This is a genomic window from Haloarcula salinisoli (genome assembly GCF_019599405.1).
Taxonomy (GTDB): Archaea; Halobacteriota; Halobacteria; order Halobacteriales; family Haloarculaceae; genus Haloarcula; species Haloarcula salinisoli.
The window spans coordinates 613,372-629,397 of record NZ_RKLQ01000002.1 but is presented as its reverse complement, the minus strand read 5'-3'; the positions used below and the strand labels follow the sequence as shown (position 1 = coordinate 629,397).

At 65.5% G+C, this 16,026-nt stretch carries 16 protein-coding genes; 6 read left to right on the top strand and 10 right to left on the bottom strand.

The genetic code is table 11. The features are described from left to right. Positions 1–5: 5 nt before the first annotated feature. The 9 genes from pstB to EGD98_RS21185 all read right to left on the bottom strand — a co-directional run bounded on the left by pstB (position 6) and on the right by EGD98_RS21185 (position 8,969). Positions 6–908: a phosphate ABC transporter ATP-binding protein PstB gene (pstB, locus tag EGD98_RS12455; protein ID WP_220588698.1), complete on the bottom strand. Its 903-nt coding sequence runs from the start codon at positions 906–908 to the stop codon at positions 6–8. After that, on the bottom strand, positions 905–2,455 hold the full coding sequence (pstA, locus tag EGD98_RS12450) for a phosphate ABC transporter permease PstA (RefSeq protein ID WP_220588697.1): 1,551 nt from the start codon (positions 2,453–2,455) through the stop codon (positions 905–907). The genes pstB and pstA overlap by 4 nt, the downstream gene beginning before the upstream one ends. Beyond that, positions 2,452–3,564, bottom strand: a complete 1,113-nt coding sequence (pstC, locus tag EGD98_RS12445) for a phosphate ABC transporter permease subunit PstC (RefSeq protein ID WP_220588696.1) — start codon at positions 3,562–3,564, stop codon at positions 2,452–2,454. The genes pstA and pstC overlap by 4 nt, the downstream gene beginning before the upstream one ends. Positions 3,565–3,617: 53 nt before the next feature. Further along, entirely contained in the window at positions 3,618–4,685 is a 1,068-nt protein-coding gene (locus tag EGD98_RS12440) for a PstS family phosphate ABC transporter substrate-binding protein (protein WP_220588695.1), read from the bottom strand. Between the two features lie 169 nt (positions 4,686–4,854). After that, positions 4,855–5,775, bottom strand: coding sequence for a metal ABC transporter permease (locus EGD98_RS12435; RefSeq protein WP_220588694.1), 921 nt, complete (start codon positions 5,773–5,775; stop codon positions 4,855–4,857). 2 nt (positions 5,776–5,777) lie between these two features. Next, positions 5,778–6,515: a metal ABC transporter ATP-binding protein gene (locus tag EGD98_RS12430; protein WP_220588693.1), complete on the bottom strand. Its 738-nt coding sequence runs from the start codon at positions 6,513–6,515 to the stop codon at positions 5,778–5,780. Beyond that, a complete protein-coding gene (locus EGD98_RS12425; RefSeq protein ID WP_236039469.1) occupies positions 6,512–7,540 on the bottom strand; it encodes a metal ABC transporter substrate-binding protein in 1,029 nt (342 codons plus the stop codon). Before EGD98_RS12425 ends, EGD98_RS12430 begins: the two co-directional genes overlap by 4 nt. Positions 7,541–7,804: 264 nt before the next feature. Further along, positions 7,805–8,293 (bottom strand): DUF8154 family protein, encoded by a 489-nt coding sequence (locus EGD98_RS12420; RefSeq protein WP_220588692.1) that lies wholly within the window; start codon positions 8,291–8,293, stop codon positions 7,805–7,807. Continuing rightward, positions 8,286–8,969, bottom strand: coding sequence for a nucleotidyltransferase domain-containing protein (locus tag EGD98_RS21185; RefSeq protein WP_413229586.1), 684 nt, complete (start codon positions 8,967–8,969; stop codon positions 8,286–8,288). Before EGD98_RS21185 ends, EGD98_RS12420 begins: the two co-directional genes overlap by 8 nt. 455 nt (positions 8,970–9,424) lie before the next feature. Between EGD98_RS21185 and EGD98_RS12410 the strand changes: the two genes are divergently transcribed. From EGD98_RS12410 to pyk, 6 genes are all read left to right on the top strand, one after another. Continuing rightward, positions 9,425–9,721: a toxin-antitoxin system TumE family protein gene (locus EGD98_RS12410; protein ID WP_220588690.1), complete on the top strand. Its 297-nt coding sequence runs from the start codon at positions 9,425–9,427 to the stop codon at positions 9,719–9,721. 23 nt (positions 9,722–9,744) lie between these two features. Next, complete coding sequence (locus EGD98_RS12405) at positions 9,745–10,152, top strand: HVO_A0114 family putative DNA-binding protein (protein ID WP_220589411.1); 408 nt, start codon at positions 9,745–9,747, stop codon at positions 10,150–10,152. A gap of 272 nt (positions 10,153–10,424) precedes the next feature. Continuing rightward, positions 10,425–11,660, top strand: coding sequence for an FAD-dependent oxidoreductase (locus EGD98_RS12400; protein WP_220588689.1), 1,236 nt, complete (start codon positions 10,425–10,427; stop codon positions 11,658–11,660). 53 nt (positions 11,661–11,713) lie between these two features. Continuing rightward, entirely contained in the window at positions 11,714–11,860 is a 147-nt protein-coding gene (locus EGD98_RS12395) for a hypothetical protein (RefSeq protein WP_220588688.1), read from the top strand. A 124-nt stretch (positions 11,861–11,984) separates the two neighbouring features. After that, on the top strand, positions 11,985–13,181 hold the full coding sequence (eno, locus tag EGD98_RS12390) for a phosphopyruvate hydratase (protein WP_220588687.1): 1,197 nt from the start codon (positions 11,985–11,987) through the stop codon (positions 13,179–13,181). A 1-nt stretch (position 13,182) separates the two neighbouring features. Next, positions 13,183–14,940, top strand: coding sequence for a pyruvate kinase (gene pyk, locus EGD98_RS12385; RefSeq protein ID WP_220588686.1), 1,758 nt, complete (start codon positions 13,183–13,185; stop codon positions 14,938–14,940). A 66-nt stretch (positions 14,941–15,006) separates the two neighbouring features. Here the strand turns inward: pyk and gap are convergent, their stop codons facing one another. After that, positions 15,007–16,026 carry a type I glyceraldehyde-3-phosphate dehydrogenase gene (gap, locus tag EGD98_RS12380; protein WP_220588685.1) on the bottom strand — a complete coding sequence of 340 codons (1,020 nt, stop codon included), beginning with the start codon at positions 16,024–16,026 and terminating at the stop codon, positions 15,007–15,009.

Here is a 16,026-nt window from a genome sequence, read left to right as displayed (position 1 = left end):
CGCGCTCATCCGAACTTCCCGGTGATGTAGTCCTCGACGCGCTGGCTCTCAGGGTTCTCGAAGATTTTGTCGGTGTCGTCGAACTCCACGAGTTCACCGCCCGTGAGGAAGACGGCGGTCTGGTCGGAGATGCGGGCGGCCTGTTGCATGTTGTGGGTGACGATGACGACCGTGTACTCCTCCGCGAGGGTCTCGACGAGGTCCTCTATCTTCGAGGTGGCGATGGGGTCCAGCGCGGATGCGGGCTCGTCCATCAGGATGACCTCGGGGTCGACGGCCAGACAGCGGGCGATACACAGTCGCTGTTGCTGGCCGCCCGAGAGCCCGAGCGCGTTGTCGTCCAGGCGGTCCTTGACCTCGTCCCACAGCGCCGCCTGCTTGAGCGAGCGCTCGACGAGGGCGGCCTCCTCGTCGGTATCTGCCCGACCAGTCAGTTTCGCGAGCAGGTCCGTCCGCACGGTGCCGTGCTTTCGGGGGCCATACGAGACGTTGTCACGTATCGACTTCGGGAAGGGATTGGGCGACTGGAACACCATCCCGACGCGTTTCCGGAGTTCGACGAGGTTGATACCGTCGTCGTAGATGTCGTCGCCCTCGAAGGTCACCGAGCCGTCGACGCGAGCGGCCCGAATCCGGTCGTTCATCCGGTTGAGACAGCGCAGGAACGTGGACTTCCCACAGCCTGACGGCCCGATGAGCGCAGTGACGCTCTGTTCGGGGATATCCATCGAGATGCCATCGAGCGCCGTTTCGTCCCCGTAGGAGACGCTGAGGTCCCGCACCGAGAGCTTCGCGTCGCTCTGGAAGTCGTAGTCGGTCCACTCGGGGCGGGTTTCCTCCTGGCTCTCTCCGGTCGTCGTCTGGCGTTGCTCCGTCGCGTCTTTGGTGACTGGCTGTTGGTTAGTCATGCGTTCAGTTTCCGTCTGAAGTAGATTCGCGAGGCGATACCGATAGCGTAGAACGACAGCACCACGGCAAGCAGGACGAACGCCGTTCCCCAGCCGTACTCGGCGGCGTTCTCCGCGGAGACGCCCGCGGTGATGGTCGCGTAGAGCTGGTAGGGCAGCGCCGGGGCGCTCTGCAACAGCGCCTCGTTGGCCACGAACGGCGGCGTGGTCGTGAACTCGAAGGCACCGAGGACGTTCGGTGCGGGGTCCCGGAGCCCGCCGGACATCACGAGGAGGATGGGCGCCGTCTCACCGGCGATGCGGCCGACACCGAGGATGACGCCCGTGAGGATTCCCGGCACCGCCGCCGGGATGACCACACTGCGAATCGTCTGCCACTTGCTCACCCCGAGGGCGGCGCTCGCGTCCCGGTACTCGTCGGGAACTGACTTGAGCGCCTCCCGGGACGTGATGAGACAGAGCGGCAACAGCATGAACCCCAGCACGAGCATCCCCGAGAGCAGCGACGTCGTCCCGCCGAGACGGGGCACGAGGAACGCGTAGCCAAAGAGTCCGTAGACCACGCTCGGCGTGCTCCAGAGACCGTTCGTCGCGATCTCGACCGCGCCGACGAACCGGCCCTGCTCGGCGTACTCCGTGAGGAACACCGCCGCGGCGACGGCCAGGGGAACGCCGGTGACGACGGCGCCGATGACGAGCCAGATAGTGCCCATGATAGCCGGGAACACGCCGTTTATCACGTCCGGCCGGAACGAGTAGCCGTTCTGGACGAACGGCCACTCGAAGGGGACGAGCGAGAAGCCACGGAACGCCGGCCCGGCCCCTTTCATCGCGATAAACAGCAGCAGCGTCCCGAGCACGGCGATGATACCGACGGCGTTGACGCCGACGAGCAGGTACGCCGCCGTCTGGCGGCCCTGGCTGCCGTAGCCCTCGTAGGCTTTCGCCGCCGCCCAGGCGGCGACGAGGGCGATCACGGCGAGAAGGACCGGCACGGACATCGCGCCCGTGAACGTCGCGGAGAACCCATCCGGCTGCCAGGCGAACGACGGCCCGACGACGTCACCGACGACGAGGGCGGCCACACCGACGGCGGCCACCCCAGCCGGGAGTGTCGACCCGACGTCTTCGGGGGCGAGAGCGACGGCGAAGAGGGTGAAACCGCCGGAAAGCAGCGCCAGCAGGAGCCAGCCGACCGTCCCGAATCCGAGCGTCTGGGACGCGGTCAGCCCGGCGACGACGAACGCGCCGCCGCCGAACAGCGCCGCAGTGACGAGCCCCGGTGTCTCGTCGGGCGTCGACTCGAAGACACCGGCGCGCGAGCCGGCCCCGAGCGCGACGACGCCGACGCCCATCAGTGCGACGCCGACGGCGAGAAAGTCGTACAGTCCGATGCCGAGCACCGACGTCTCCTCGGTGAGGATTCGGGTGACACTCAGAACCGAGAACAGGATCGTCGCGAGGCCGACGCCCACGACACCGGCCGCCAGACGTTCGACGGCGCTCGTTCGCTCCGCGACCAGTGCGGACGCCTCGGAGTGACTCATTTGCCACCTCCGAGCTTTCGCTGCATTCGAAGCTCGATTCGTCTGGCGACGAGACTGAGAAACATGACGGTCACGAACAGCACGACACCCGCGGTGAACAGCGCGTTCATGTGCAGTCCGTCGGCGTTCCCGTACTGGCTCGCGATGAGGCTCGTGAGCGTCTCGGTGTTGTCGAAGACGTCCTGGAGCGGGTCCGGAAGCTGCTGACTGTGGCCGAGGATGACCGTCGCTGCCATCGTCTCGCCGACAGCTCGACCGAGACCGAGCAGCACGGCCGCGGAGACGCCCGAGAGCGCCGCGGGGAGCGTGATGCTCTTTACCGTCTGCCACTCGGTCGAGCCCATGGCGATGGCCCCGTCGCGCATACTCGCCGGGACGCTCGTCAGCGCGTCGTCTGCCACCGAAACCACGGTCGGGAGCGCCATCACGCCGATGACGAGGCCGACGAGGAACAGGCTCCCGAGGTTTGCCATCTCCAGGTTCTCGAACAGGAACGAATTGAGCGTCACGAATCCGAGATAGCCGTAGACGATGGAGGGGACCCCGGCGAGAATTTCCACGCCGGGCTTGACCGTCTCCCGAACGGTCGGGGGCGCAATCTCCGCGAGGAACACCGCCGCGGCGATACCGAGTGGCGCGGCGATGAGTGTCGCGATAGCCGTCGTGACGAACGTGCCCCATATCATCGGGACGAGCGAGTAGACGTGCTGGCTCGTACTCCAGTACGACTCGACGGCGGGCAACACCGTGATACCGAAGACACGAATGGGGTCGGTGTACCCGAACAGACGGACGCCCATGAGCTGGAACACGGGAACCGCTTCGAGGAACACGAACACCGTGATGAGTCCCAGGATGATGATGGTCGAGGCCGTCGAGAGGAAGGTCAGCGCCCGCGCAGTCTCGGCCTGGTGGGCGTACCAGCCGTAGCCGGACACCGCCACGAAGCCGGCGACCGGAAACACCGCCGCCGTCGAGTTCAGCAGGAACAGCGCGAACGCGGCGACGAGACAGAGACCCCCGACGGCAAACAGGGCGGTCACCCGCCCCTCCGACTGGATAGCCCGGCGAATCCGGTGTCCGCTGTCGAAAACAGATGAGTCGCTCATGAATTACGTGGTTTCATTTTGACACAGATAGTGGTGGTTCGGTCGGACTCCGCTCAGTTGGTCGGTTCCGGCAGTTTGCCGAGCTCCTCCTTGCGTCGCTCCTCGGTGAGCGGGAGGTAGTCGTTCGACTCGACGAACATGGTCTGGCCGTACTCATGGAGTATCATGCGGATGAACGCCGCTTCCTTCTTCGAGGTGCCGTCCCACGTGTACGTGTGGAGCGCGCGGGAGAGCGGGTAGTCGAGTGAGCCGAAGTCGTCGGGGTACTCGAACAGCTCGCCCTCGATTTCGAGGTCGATCGCGGGCGTCGAGTCGTCGACGAACGCGAGTGCGATGTACGCGACCGCGTTGTCGGTCTCCTGGACGACGGTCTTGACCTGCTGGTTCTGTCCGTTACGGCTGTCGACACCGCCCATCGAGGCGTCGGGGTCACCCAGGACGTTGGCGCGGAAGGAGGTGTCTGTCCCGGAGCCTTCCGCGCGGCCGATAGCCTGGATTTCCTTGTCCGGCCCGCCGAGTTCTGACCAGTTTTCCACGTTACCCCGATAGATGTCCTGGATATCGGAGAGCGTGAGCTGGGTCACGCCCGCGTCGTATATCTCCTGGCTGACGATGATGGGCTGGGCATCGACGGCGACGACGTGGTCGGTGAACTCGGAGAGTTCCGCCTCGCTGCGGTCCGGGAACTCGGCGCTGACCGGCGCGCTCGCGTCGCCGATGTCGACCTGACCCTTCTCCAGCTTCTCCAGGCCGACACCCGTGTGGTTCAGCCCGATGCTGGTGTAGAACGGCGGCGTCCCCTCCTCACCGCTGGGTTCGAAGCCGTAGAGGCCGGCCCAGTAATCGGCCATGTTCTTGTCGGTGTCGATGCCGTACTGGCCCGGACCCCAGTACTCCTCGTCCGAGGCGGGCGCGTTCCCGTTCCAGAGCGACCCCGCCTGGCTCGTGATTGGGTACACCGTCGAGGAGCCGTCTGCGGTCAGCGGTTTCCCCTCCGTGGTTGCAGACTGGCCCTCGCTGCTGGAACACCCGGCGACCGCACCCGCGCCAGCGACGCCGGCCGCCGCGATGAACTTTCGTCGTGAAATGCTGTCAGAGAGCCGCTGTGGGTCCTGCGTCATCACCAGAAACAGGCACAAGGAGTATTAAACTCGTTTATAATAGGGGTATAGCCGGGTATGAGCAATCAGGCTAGATAGTGAGTAGAAATACCGATACAGTTCCGTATATAGAGCTATTGGGCGGTCCCGACGTGGACGGCATCTGCGACCAGTCGAGTCGTTCCCGAACTCACCCCGTTCGAAGCGCCATCCCGACCCGGACGACCGCGAAGATACCGATAGCGACGAGAACGATGGCGCCCCCGGCGGCGACGTCGTAGGTGTACGACAGCGTCGTCCCGGTGAGCGTCGCGGCCTGGCCGACCACGACGGCCGCCACGACAGAGCGCTTGAACCCGCCCACGGCGGTCGCCGCGGCCACCGGAATCACGAGCATCGCGGCGACGAGGATGACCCCCATTATCTGCATCGAACCGACCACGACGACGGCGGTCAGGACGACGAGCAGTCGGTTGTACCGCCCGACGTCGAGGCCGGCGGCGCGGGCGCCGACCTCGTCGAAGGTGACGTACGCCAGGGGACGGTAGGCGACCGTCACCACTGCGACGACGAGCAGGCTCATCGCCAGCAAGAGGCCGGTGCTCGCCCGCGAGACCGTCGCCAGCGAGCCAAAGAGGTAGGCGTTGATGCCGACGGCGATACCCCCGTCGGTCGCGGTGACCAGCACGCTCCCGACGGCGAAGGCGCCGGTCAGGACGATGGCCAGCGACGTGTCGGTGTAGGCGCCGGCGTAGTCGACCAGCGCCTGGACGAGCAGCGCCGCGAGGACGGCGACGACAAGCGCCGTCGCCAGCGGCGGTACCGACAGCGACAGCGTCGCGTTGACGAACAGACCGATGGCGACGCCGGCAAACGCCGAGTGGGCCAGCGTGTCGCCTATCATCGCCATCTCCCGGTGGACGAGAAAGCTCCCGACCAGCGGGCCGATGATAGCGATACAGACGGCGGCGAGGTAGGCCCGCTGCATGAACGGAAAGTCGAGCAACCGGAGGCCGGTCGCACCGGCGACGACGTCGAGCAGGGTCCCCCACACGTCGTCGAGGAACCACTCGAGCGGAGCGACGAGCCACAGCAGCGTGAGTGCCTGCATCGTCAGTGCCCGTGGTGGAGGACACCCTGGTTCGCGCCGTAGGCGTCGGCAAGCGCGTCGGTCTCGACGAACGTCTCGGGGTCCCCGTGGAAGAACAGTGTTCGGTTGAGACAGGCGATTTCGGTGGCGTGAGTCGTGACGACGCCGATGTCGTGCTCGATGAGCACGATAGTCATCCCCTCGTCGTTGAGCTCGTGGAGCAGGTCGTAGAAGGCCTCGCGGGAGTCGGCGTCGACGCCGACTGTCGGCTCGTCGAGCGCGAGCAGGTCCGCCTCGGCCGCCAGCGCGCGGGCGATGAACACCCGCTGGCGCTGGCCACCGGAGAGCCGCCCGACCCGGCGGTCGGCGAGGTCTCGGATGCCGACCCGGTCGAGCGCCGAATCTATCGCCGCCCGGTCCGCGTCTCGGAAACGGCGAAAGAGCCGACGGGGATACCGACCCATCCGGACCGCTTCGCGCACCGTCACCGGCATCTCGCCGGCGCCGGCAGCGGCGTTCTGGGCGACGTAGCCGAGCCGCTCGCCGTCCGCGACGCGGTGGGCCGGCTCGTCGAACAGAGTCACCGAGCCGCTGTCGGGCCGGCGGAGGCCGACCAGCAGCTCCAGGAGCGTCGTCTTCCCCGAGCCGTTGGGTCCGACGAGTCCGAGAAAGGCCCCCTCGGGCACGTCCATGGAGACGTCCTCGACGACCGGCCGGTCGCCGTAGGCGAAGGTTACGTCGGTGAGTTCGGCGACGCTCATCTGGCCCCGAGCGCTTTGGCCAGCGTCGGGAGGTTCACCTGCTCCATCACGTCGACGTACCCCCAGTCCGATTCCCGCCAGGACTCGTTCAGCCCGGGCATCGCCGTCAGGGGCAGAACCTCCTCGGCGTCGGTCTCCGCGACGAGTTCCTCGGCCATCGTCTGTGATTCGAGCGGGTCGGCACAGATGTAGGTCAGCCCGTGCTCCTGGATGACCGCCCGGGCCCGCTCCCGGTCGGAAAGCGTCGGCTCGTCGTCCGGCGATGCGTCGGTCAGTGCCTCGACGGTGATGCCGTAGCGCTCGCTCAGGTAGCCAAAGGCGTTGTGGCCGGCGACCAGAAGCGTCCCCTTCGAGGCGTCGGCGAGCCGTGACTCCATGCGCTCGTCGAGGTCGGCCAGCCTGGCCTGGTAGGCCTCGGCGTTGTCGGCGTAGCTGTCGGCGTTGTCCGCGTCGAAATCGGCTACCGCCGCCCGGACGGTGTCGGCGGCGGTCGCGACGCGGGTGGGGTCCATCCAGAAGTGCGGGTCCATCGACCCGTGGTCGTGGTTGTCGTCCTCGCGCTCGTGGGTGTCAGTCTCGTGTTCGTCGTGGTGTTCGCCCTCGTGACTCTCGGTTCCGTGTTCGTCGTCGTGCTCGTCGTGTGACACCCCGAATTCGAGCAGCGAGACGTCGGCGCTCACGTCGACCGGCGTCACCCCGGCCCCGTCGGCCTCGAGGTCCTCGAGGATGTCGTCGGCCCACGGCTGGAACCCCTCCATGCCGTGGACGAACACCGACGCGTCGTAGATGTCCTCGCGGACGCGGGGGCCGGGCTCCCAGCCGTGACCGTGCTGCCCGATGGGGACGAGGAGGTCGGTGGTCGTGCTGTCCCCGGCGACGTTCTCGGCGATGTCGTCGAAGACGAAAAACGATGACTGGACTGCGGCGGCGTTCGACTGTCCGGACCCGCCAGAACAGCCGGCGATGGCGCCGAGACCGGCGATACCCGCGGTGGCGGCCAGCATACGGCGTCGGGTGTACCCCATGTTATTAACACTGGGCTCAGTTCTATTAAATGCTCTTATTCTGAGTTTACTATTATTAATACTGGCTGGCGGTCTCCCCCCTGGATGCGATGTCCCACCGACGTTCGACTGAATCAACGGGACAGAAACGGAGCGCTATCACCGGCCCGGGAACGGACCGTTTTCAGCCCCGGTCGACTATGTATCGATGGTGGCGATGACGAGCAGTTACCCCCGCTGAGACCCAGTTTCTATTAATAGATGACTCAATAGACAGCGGCTGGTCTACTCATAGAGACACTCGTGGCCCTGCGAAGACCGCCCCACTACGAAGGCGTGAACTTCCTTCGCAAGCGCATACATCGTATCAGCGCGCTCCGCCGCCGCGAGTCCGTCCTGATAGTACGTCTTCGCTCGGTGGTCCCGCCACAGGTCGGCGAGGTCGTTCGCCATCGATGCGTCGAAGATACCGGCCGATGCCGCCTCCCGATACACACCTGGATGCGTCCCGGGCAAATCTGTCGGCTCCATCGTCCCCCGTTCGAGAAGCCGAAACTCAACCGTTCGTTCTATCGCGACGAACGACGCCTCAATGACGAGCGTGTAGTAGCCCTGTTCTTGCAGTGCTTCCGCACCGGCGAGCAGTCGGCACGCTTTCCGAAGCTGAAGCAAAGCGGCGTCGGACACATCGAGCCCCGTTTCGATGTCGCTGGGCCGTCGGTCGAAAGCGGCCTGTGCGTCGTCGAGAAGCTGCCCGATACGCGTGCTACTCATCGGCGAACACCGCCTTACGAATCGACTGGAGCCGCTCGCTCCCGACTACGGTGGTACCCTCTTCGAATATCTCACGGAGCTTCGGCCCCGCTCGGCGGGTGCTGTCGACGGACTCGACGTACGGTTCGAACGCGAACCGGTCGCCGTCAAACCGTTCTTCCGAGAGGTCACTCACCACGTCGGTTGTGCGGCGGCGGGCACTCGTCCGGTCGCCGTCGACGACGACGAACAGGTCGATGTCGCTCCGTCTGTCGGCCTCGCCACGGGCGACGCTGCCGAAGACGACAACGCCGACGAGTTCCTTGATGTCGTCGCTCTCGTCGAATTCGTTCCAAACGCGCTCGACGAACGCTCGAATCGGGTCGTGGAACTCGGCCTGTTCGATAGCCAGTATCGGGTCGTCCTTCTGCAGACGCTCAGGGTTGATTGAGACGTAGTTACGCTGTGGCGTCTCACGCACACGAACGACGCCGAGGCTGTTGAGCAGGTCGACGGCCCGCCAGACCGTCGAGCGGGCGGCACCTGTCGCGTCGACGAGTTCGGGAATCGAAAACTCCGTCTCGTGAGCGTCCACCAGAAGGCCGAGTATCTCGTCGGCCGCACTGAGGCGAAACACATCCTCTCCGGTGCTGACATCGATACAGACTGTCGCTTTTTGTTTCGTTAGCTCGGACACTGTCCGATTATATGCAACGAGTTATAAAGTAAGTTGGGCCGTGGTTAGTCGTCTCCCCTCTGAAAACTCTCCCATGGCGATCCAAATCCTCGAACGGCCGTCAACAAACGAGTTTTTCCCGGGGGGGACTCTACACTGGCGTGGTGGCGATGACGAAATGTTACCCCTGCTGAGACACAGTTTCTATTAATAGATCGGTGAAGGGTTTGGGAGTAGTCGCCCCCATTGACGATGGAGCGGAGTTTGTGGAACCCGTAATTAGTCATATGGCTGTTCAACCTCGTCTGATTATACGGGGTACGCAGAATCGAGGACGCTCTATTTCGGACTACTTGACTCGGTCAAACACAGGCACTGTAGTGACCAAATCGCGATTTGACCGCGAGCCGTCGTTTCTACACTGTTAGTATATACCCTAACACTCATGTTGTTAGGATACAGACTAACAACCATCGATGGGAGACGACGTCGAGGTGTTGGAAGATGAAATTCAAGCCTATGACGACGGAACTGTCGTCCGGATACGTATCCTCGATGTGCCCGACTCCGACCAGTATCCGGAGGGCATCAAGTACGCCTTTCACTACGGCGAAGCCGGCGCTGAAGAGCCCATCATCCGCTTCGACAACCATCACGGTCCGCACGAACTGCATATCGGGGGACAGGTATTCGAAATCGAATACGAGGGCCTCCAACCACTCTATCGGGCTTGGCGTGCTGCGCTCCCACCCGAGAAACGCATCGAATGGTAGCCAACCACATCACGACACCATCCATGACCCAGACGCTCCACATCACGATTGGCACGCGCCCCAACCGCACCGGCCTCGAGGAGACGCTCGCATCCATCGACGACGGCGAAGAGGTGGACCCGAACCCGTCCCGACTCAGCATCGAGAGCCTCGCAACGTTCGGCCGTATCTTCCGACCCACGAATCTCGAACTGCTCGAAGCCATCGTCGAATACGAGCCCGCAAGCATCCGCGAGCTCGCACGTATCGTCGATCGACATCCCCCGGAAGTAACTGAAAACGTTCACGAACTTGCCGACTACGGGCTCATCGAACTGGAAGACGAGGGACGAGCAAAACGACCGACGGTCTGGTACGACGAATTCGAGTTCTCCGGTGATGTCCCGTTGCACGGACTCGACACCGACAGTGACGCACCCGTTGCACCGTAGGTCGTCTCACACTGGAGACGGTACCGCTGTAGGGTCTTGAATTTCGGTACCAGTCCCTCGGTAATAGACGAACTTTTCAGCGACGAACGTGAACGAGACAGTGGTGGCGATGACGAGCAGTTACCCCCGCTGAGCCCCTTGTGACGATAGCGTATACTGAGCCACCATTCCGTGACCGGTGAGCGGCGGCGCCGGACCCGTTTACTCGCCCGATAGCTACCAGTTGCAACACCGTCGATAGAGTGATATGTCAATTGTCCTAATGACAAGACATGTCACAGGAGACAGACGTACTCGTCGTCGGTGGCGGTGCCACCGGCGCTGGAATCGCTCGCGACCTCGCGCTCCGCGGGGTCGACGTAACGCTCGTCGACCGCGGTGGCATCGGCAGCGGAACGTCCGGGCGGTCCCACGGACTGCTCCACAGCGGTGCCCGCTACGCCGAAGCTGACCGCGTGGGGGCCGAGGAGTGTCTCGAAGAGAACGAGATACTCCGGGACATCGCGGGCGCGTGCATCCGCGATACTGGCGGGCTGTTCGTCCAGCTCGAGGCGGACGACCCCGACTACTTCGACGAGAAACGGGCGGCCTGCGAGGACATCGGCATCCCGGTCGAGGAGCTAGACGGCGACGAGGCCCGCGAGCGGGTCCCGAATCTCGCCGAGGAGACAGTCCGGGCGATGACGGTGCCCGACGCGGTCATCTACCCGTCGCGGCTCTGTGCGGCCAACGCCGCCGACGCCCGAAACCACGGCGCGACAGTCCACACTCACGCGCCCGTCGAGGGCATCGACGTCGACGACGACACGGTCACCGGCGTCGAGGTCGGCGGTGACGTCTCCGACACCATCGAGGCCGACTACGTCGTCAGCGCGACCGGGGCCTGGGCTGGCAAGCTGGCCGAGATGGCCGGCATAGACGTCGAGATGCAGCCCAACCGCGGCGTGATGATATCCGTCGAGTACGACGACCTGGAGCCGGTGCTGAACCGCTGTCGTGACCCGGACGACGGCGACATCGTCGTCCCCCACGAGGGCGAGGTCGTGCTTGGGACGACGAGCGTCGACGTCGACGATCCGGACGAGTACGAGACCGACCAGGCCGAAAAGGAGCGGACCCGAGCGGAGTGTGGGGATATGCTCCCACCGGTCGAAGACGCCCCCGAGATACGGACCTGGTGGGGTATCCGACCGCTGTTCGCGCCCGACGAGCAGGCCCGCGGCGGCCGCGGTATCTCCCGGGGGTTCTTCCTGCTGGACCACGCCGACGACGGCGTCGAGAACATGGCCAGCATCGTCGGCGGGAAGCTGACCACCTACCGGCAGATGGCCGAAGCGGCGGCCGACCTGGCCTGTGACAAGCTGGGCGTCGACGCCGAGTCGACGACCGCCGACGAACGGCTCCCCCACGTCGAGGACCCGGCAGAGCTGGACGCGGTCGTCGCCGAGTTCGACGGGCAGGGGCCGACCGACGAGGACGTGGTCGGCGAGGCTACCGGAACGGAGTGACGGTCGCCTCGTAGCGACACGGCGAACGCAGTGAGCCGTGGAGCAGGGCGGAGATGGCTGAGCGAAGCGAGGCGCTACGCGCCTCGATGCCAAGCGGCGTAGCCGCGCGGCGAAGCGACGGCGTCCTCGAAGCAACGCGGGGCGGCGCGATTCCGGGCCGTCTCGTCGGTAGTCGGCGGCATCCGAATACTGGCATGTGAGCGCCTGAAAGTCGCCAGAACCACCGGAAAGACTTTCATCGCGTTGTTTGAATAGTTTGACAACGGGAGAGAACTTACGGCTTGGCCACATGTCACGCAGTCGCGCATCTCCCGTGGACCACCCATGACACGCATCACCGACATCACACTGCGACGCGTACTGGATTCGAGAGGAAACACGACGGTCGAGGCGGACGTCTCGACGACGAGCGGTGGCTTCGGCCGCGCGGCGGCGCCCAGCGGGGCGTCGACGGGCGAACACGAGGCCATCGAACTGGACGCGGCCGAGGCCATCGAGCGAGCCGAGGAGAAAGCGATTCCCGACCTCGAGAGCGAGGTCGACGCGGAGAACCAGCGGGCGGTCGACGCCGCGCTACGGGAGGCAGACGGGACCACGAACTTCTCGGAGATCGGTGCCAACTCGGCCGTCGCCATCAGTATGGCCGCCGCCAAGGCCGGCGCCGACAGCATCGGTATCCCACTGTACCACCACCTCGGGGGGACCTTCCGCGGGAACACGACCCCCACGCCGCTGGGGAACGTCATCGGCGGCGGCGCCCACGCCGCCGAGGCGACCAACATCCAGGAGTTCCTCTCGGTGCCGGTGGGCGCACCGAGCGTCGAAGAGGCGGTCCTCGCGAACGCGCGGGTCCACGCCCACATCAAGGAGCTGCTCCAGGCCGAGGGCATCCCGACGAACAAGGGCGACGAGGGGGCGTGGGCGCCACCTATCGACGACGCGAAAGCGTTCGACATCGTCGACGACGCGACGACGACCGTCGCCGACGAGCTCGGCTTCGAAATCGGCTTCGGGCTGGATATGGCCGCCTCCGAGCTCCACGAGAACGGCGAGTACGTCTACGACGACGACGTGAAATCCACCGCGGAACAGATAGACTACGTCGAGGAGATGGTCCACGAGTACGGCCTGAAGTACGTCGAAGACCCACTCGACGAGAACGCCTTCGGCGAGTGGGCCGAACTGACAGACCGGGTCCGCGAGGAGACGCTCATCTGCGGGGACGACCTGTTCGTGACCAACACCTCGCGCCTGCAGGAGGGCATCGAGAAGGGGTCGGCCAACAGCATCCTCATCAAGCCCAACCAGATAGGGACGCTCACCGACGCCATCGACGCCATCGAGCGCGGCGCCGAGAACGACATCGAGTCGGTCATCTCACATCGTAGCGGCGAGACCGAGGACACCACCATCGCCCACGTCGCGGTCGGCACCGACGCGCCCTTCATCAAGACCGGGACGGTCGGCGGCGAGCGAACCGCGAAGCTGAACGAACTGCTGCGCATCGAGGGGCAGGCCTGAGATGCGGTCCGCGAAGATCGTCTGCACCATCGGCCCGGCCTCGGACTCGGTGGAGACACTGACCGGGCTGGCCGAGGCCGGGATGGCCGTCGCCCGGATGAACGCGAGCCACGGTACGCCCGAGGACCGCCGGACAGTCATCGAACGGGTCCGCGAGGTCGACGAGGACACGGAGGCCCCGGTCGCAGTGATGCACGACCTCCCCGGCCCCGAGGTCCGGACGGCGCCGCTGGACGAGCCCATCCAGCTTGCGGCCGGGTCGACGGTGCGATTCGTCGTAGGCAGCGAGGCCACGCCGGAGGAGATCGGCCTCTCACACGACATCTCCGCGGTCGAGCCGGGCGACCGCATCCTGCTGGACGACGCCCGTATCGCGGCCACCGTCGACGAGGTCGACGGCGAGACTATCACGGCGACCGTCGGGAACGGTGGGAAGTTAGGCGGGCGCAAGGGCGTCATCGTCCCAGGCGTCGAACTGGGACTGCCGACCGTCACCGAGAAAGACCAGACCGAGCTGGAGGTCGCCGCGGAGAAAGAGGTCGACTTCGTCGCGGCCTCGTTCGTCCGTGACGGGGATTTCGTCCGCGAGATAGAGGAGACACTTTCGGAGCTCGGGGCGGACATCCCCATCATCTCCAAGATCGAACGGGACATCGCCGTCGACAATATCGACTCAATCATCGAGGCGTCCTATGGCATCATGGTCGCCCGCGGCGACCTCGGGGTGGAGCTCCCGCTCGAAGACGTCCCGATGATACAGAAGCGCATCATCCGCAAGTGCAACGAGGCGGGGGTCCCGGTCATCACCGCCACGGAGATGCTCGACTCGATGACGACGGCCCGACGACCGACCCGTGCGGAGGCCTCCGACGTGGCCAACGCAGTGCTTGACGGCACCGACGCCGTGATGCTCTCGGGCGAGACGGCCATGGGCGAGCATCCGGTGCGCGTCGTCGAGACGATGGCCAACATCGTTCAGGACGTCGAGGACGCCCCGGAGTACGACGAGAACCGCGAACAGCACGTGCCCGACGCCGACGCGTCGCGGGCCGACGCGCTGGCTCGCTCGGCCCGGTTCCTGGCGCGTGACATCGGCGCGGACGCCATCGTCGCCGCCTCCGAATCGGGTTACACCGCGCTCAAGGCCGCGAAGTTCCGGCCGTCGATTCCCATCGTCGCCTCGACACCCAACGTGGAGGTCCAGCGCCGGCTGACCCTCTCGTGGGGTATCACGCCCGCGACGACGCCCTACACCGCCGAGGGCGCGGGTGCCATCATCAACAGCGCCGTCCAGTCGGGCCTGGAGACGGAGGCAGTCGAAAGCGGCGACACGGTCGTCGTCCTCTCGGGGATGATGACGGAACTGGAAGGGGTCAACACCTCGAACATGCTGAAGATTCACGTCGCCTCCGAGACCGTCGGCCGGGGGGAGTCGGTGGTTCCGGGGCTCGTCTCCGGGCCCTTCCACCGGGTCGGCGACGGGAACATAGACGACGTGCCCGACGGCGCGATACTCAGCGTCCCGAACCACTTCGACGGGGAGTTCACCGGCGACACCGGGCGGATAGCCGGCATCGTCGACGCCCACGAGGGCACGACCGGCTACGCGGCGGTGGTCGCCCGGGAGCTGTCGATTCCGATGGTCTCCGGCGCGAGCATCTCCGACAAGGCCACAGAGGGCGACGTGGTGACACTGGACGCCGAACGCGGCGTCATCTACGACGACGCGATACACCAGAACGGGCAGGACGACCGGTAATTCGGCGCGGAAAACGGGTCTCGGTCCGGACGGGCACGAGTCACCCACCCCGACCGCAGCTTCGGTTCAGTTCTCGGTGATGTGATCGGCGACGTCGAGCATCCGGCTGGAGAAGCCGTACTCGTTGTCGTACCAGGTGAATATCTTGGTCATCCCGCCGACCACGTTCGTCAGGTCGAGGTCGACGTAGGTCGAGTACGGGAGCCCGACGATGTCCGAGGAGACGACCGATTCGTCGGTGACGCCCATGACCCCTTCGAGGTGGCCATCGGCCGCCTCGCGGAACGCCGCGTTGACATCGCCCGCGGTCACGTCTTCCTCGAGGTTCACGAGGAGTTCGGTTATCGAGCCCGCCGGGACCGGGACGCGGATGGCCATCCCGTCGAGCTTGCCCTCCAGTTGCGGGAGGACCTCGGTGACCGCCTTCGCGGCGCCGGTGGTCGTCGGGATGATGTTCTCGGCGGCCGCGCGGCGCCGACGGGGCTTCCCGCTCGGCCCGTCGACGAGGTTCTGGGAGCCGGTGTAGGCGTGGACGGTGGTCAGCTGGCCGTACTCGATGCCGAACTGCTCGTCGAGGACGTCCACCACCGGGGTGACGGAGTTCGTGGTACAGGAGGCGTTCGAGACGATCTCCTCGCCGTCGTACTCGTCCTGGTTGACGCCGTAGACGATCTGTTTGACCGGGTCCTCGCCCTTCGGCGGCGCGGAGATGACCACCTTGTCGGCGCCCGCCTCGAGATACTGGCTTGCGTCCTCGCGGGTGCGGAAGATACCCGTACACTCGAAGGCGACGTCGACGTCGTGGTCGTCCCACGGGAGGTCTGCCGGCGAGCGTTCGCCGAACAGCGGCGCCGAAAAGTCGGCGTCCTCGACGACCAGTTCGCCGTCGCGGAGGTCGACGCCGTCGAGGGTCCCCATCACGGTGTCGTGCTTCGCGAGGTAGGCCATCTCCTCGTTCTCCATGAGGTCGTTGATGCCGACGATGTCGACGCGGTCGTCGTGGAGCGCCGCCCGGAAGACGGTGCGTCCGATGCGCCCGAAGCCGTTCAGCCCGATGCGTACTGCCTCGTTGCCTGTAGACTGCAT

Bases quoted from the DNA above. Each gene is read 5' to 3' on its own strand.
- pstB (WP_220588698.1), bottom strand. From the start codon at position 908: ATGACTAACCAACAGCCAGTCACCAAAGACGCGACGGAGCAACGCCAG.
- pstA (WP_220588697.1), bottom strand. From the start codon at position 2,455: ATGAGTCACTCCGAGGCGTCCGCACTGGTCGCGGAGCGAACGAGCGCC.
- pstC (WP_220588696.1), bottom strand. From the start codon at position 3,564: ATGAGCGACTCATCTGTTTTCGACAGCGGACACCGGATTCGCCGGGCT.
- EGD98_RS12440 (WP_220588695.1), bottom strand. From the start codon at position 4,685: ATGACGCAGGACCCACAGCGGCTCTCTGACAGCATTTCACGACGAAAG.
- EGD98_RS12435 (WP_220588694.1), bottom strand. From the start codon at position 5,775: ATGCAGGCACTCACGCTGCTGTGGCTCGTCGCTCCGCTCGAGTGGTTC.
- EGD98_RS12430 (WP_220588693.1), bottom strand. From the start codon at position 6,515: ATGAGCGTCGCCGAACTCACCGACGTAACCTTCGCCTACGGCGACCGG.
- EGD98_RS12425 (WP_236039469.1), bottom strand. From the start codon at position 7,540: ATGGGGTACACCCGACGCCGTATGCTGGCCGCCACCGCGGGTATCGCC.
- EGD98_RS12420 (WP_220588692.1), bottom strand. From the start codon at position 8,293: ATGAGTAGCACGCGTATCGGGCAGCTTCTCGACGACGCACAGGCCGCT.
- EGD98_RS12410 (WP_220588690.1), top strand. From the start codon at position 9,425: ATGGGAGACGACGTCGAGGTGTTGGAAGATGAAATTCAAGCCTATGAC.
- EGD98_RS12405 (WP_220589411.1), top strand. From the start codon at position 9,745: ATGACCCAGACGCTCCACATCACGATTGGCACGCGCCCCAACCGCACC.
- EGD98_RS12400 (WP_220588689.1), top strand. From the start codon at position 10,425: ATGTCACAGGAGACAGACGTACTCGTCGTCGGTGGCGGTGCCACCGGC.
- EGD98_RS12395 (WP_220588688.1), top strand. From the start codon at position 11,714: ATGGCTGAGCGAAGCGAGGCGCTACGCGCCTCGATGCCAAGCGGCGTA.
- eno (WP_220588687.1), top strand. From the start codon at position 11,985: ATGACACGCATCACCGACATCACACTGCGACGCGTACTGGATTCGAGA.
- pyk (WP_220588686.1), top strand. From the start codon at position 13,183: ATGCGGTCCGCGAAGATCGTCTGCACCATCGGCCCGGCCTCGGACTCG.
- gap (WP_220588685.1), bottom strand. From the start codon at position 16,026: ATGCAGTCTACAGGCAACGAGGCAGTACGCATCGGGCTGAACGGCTTC.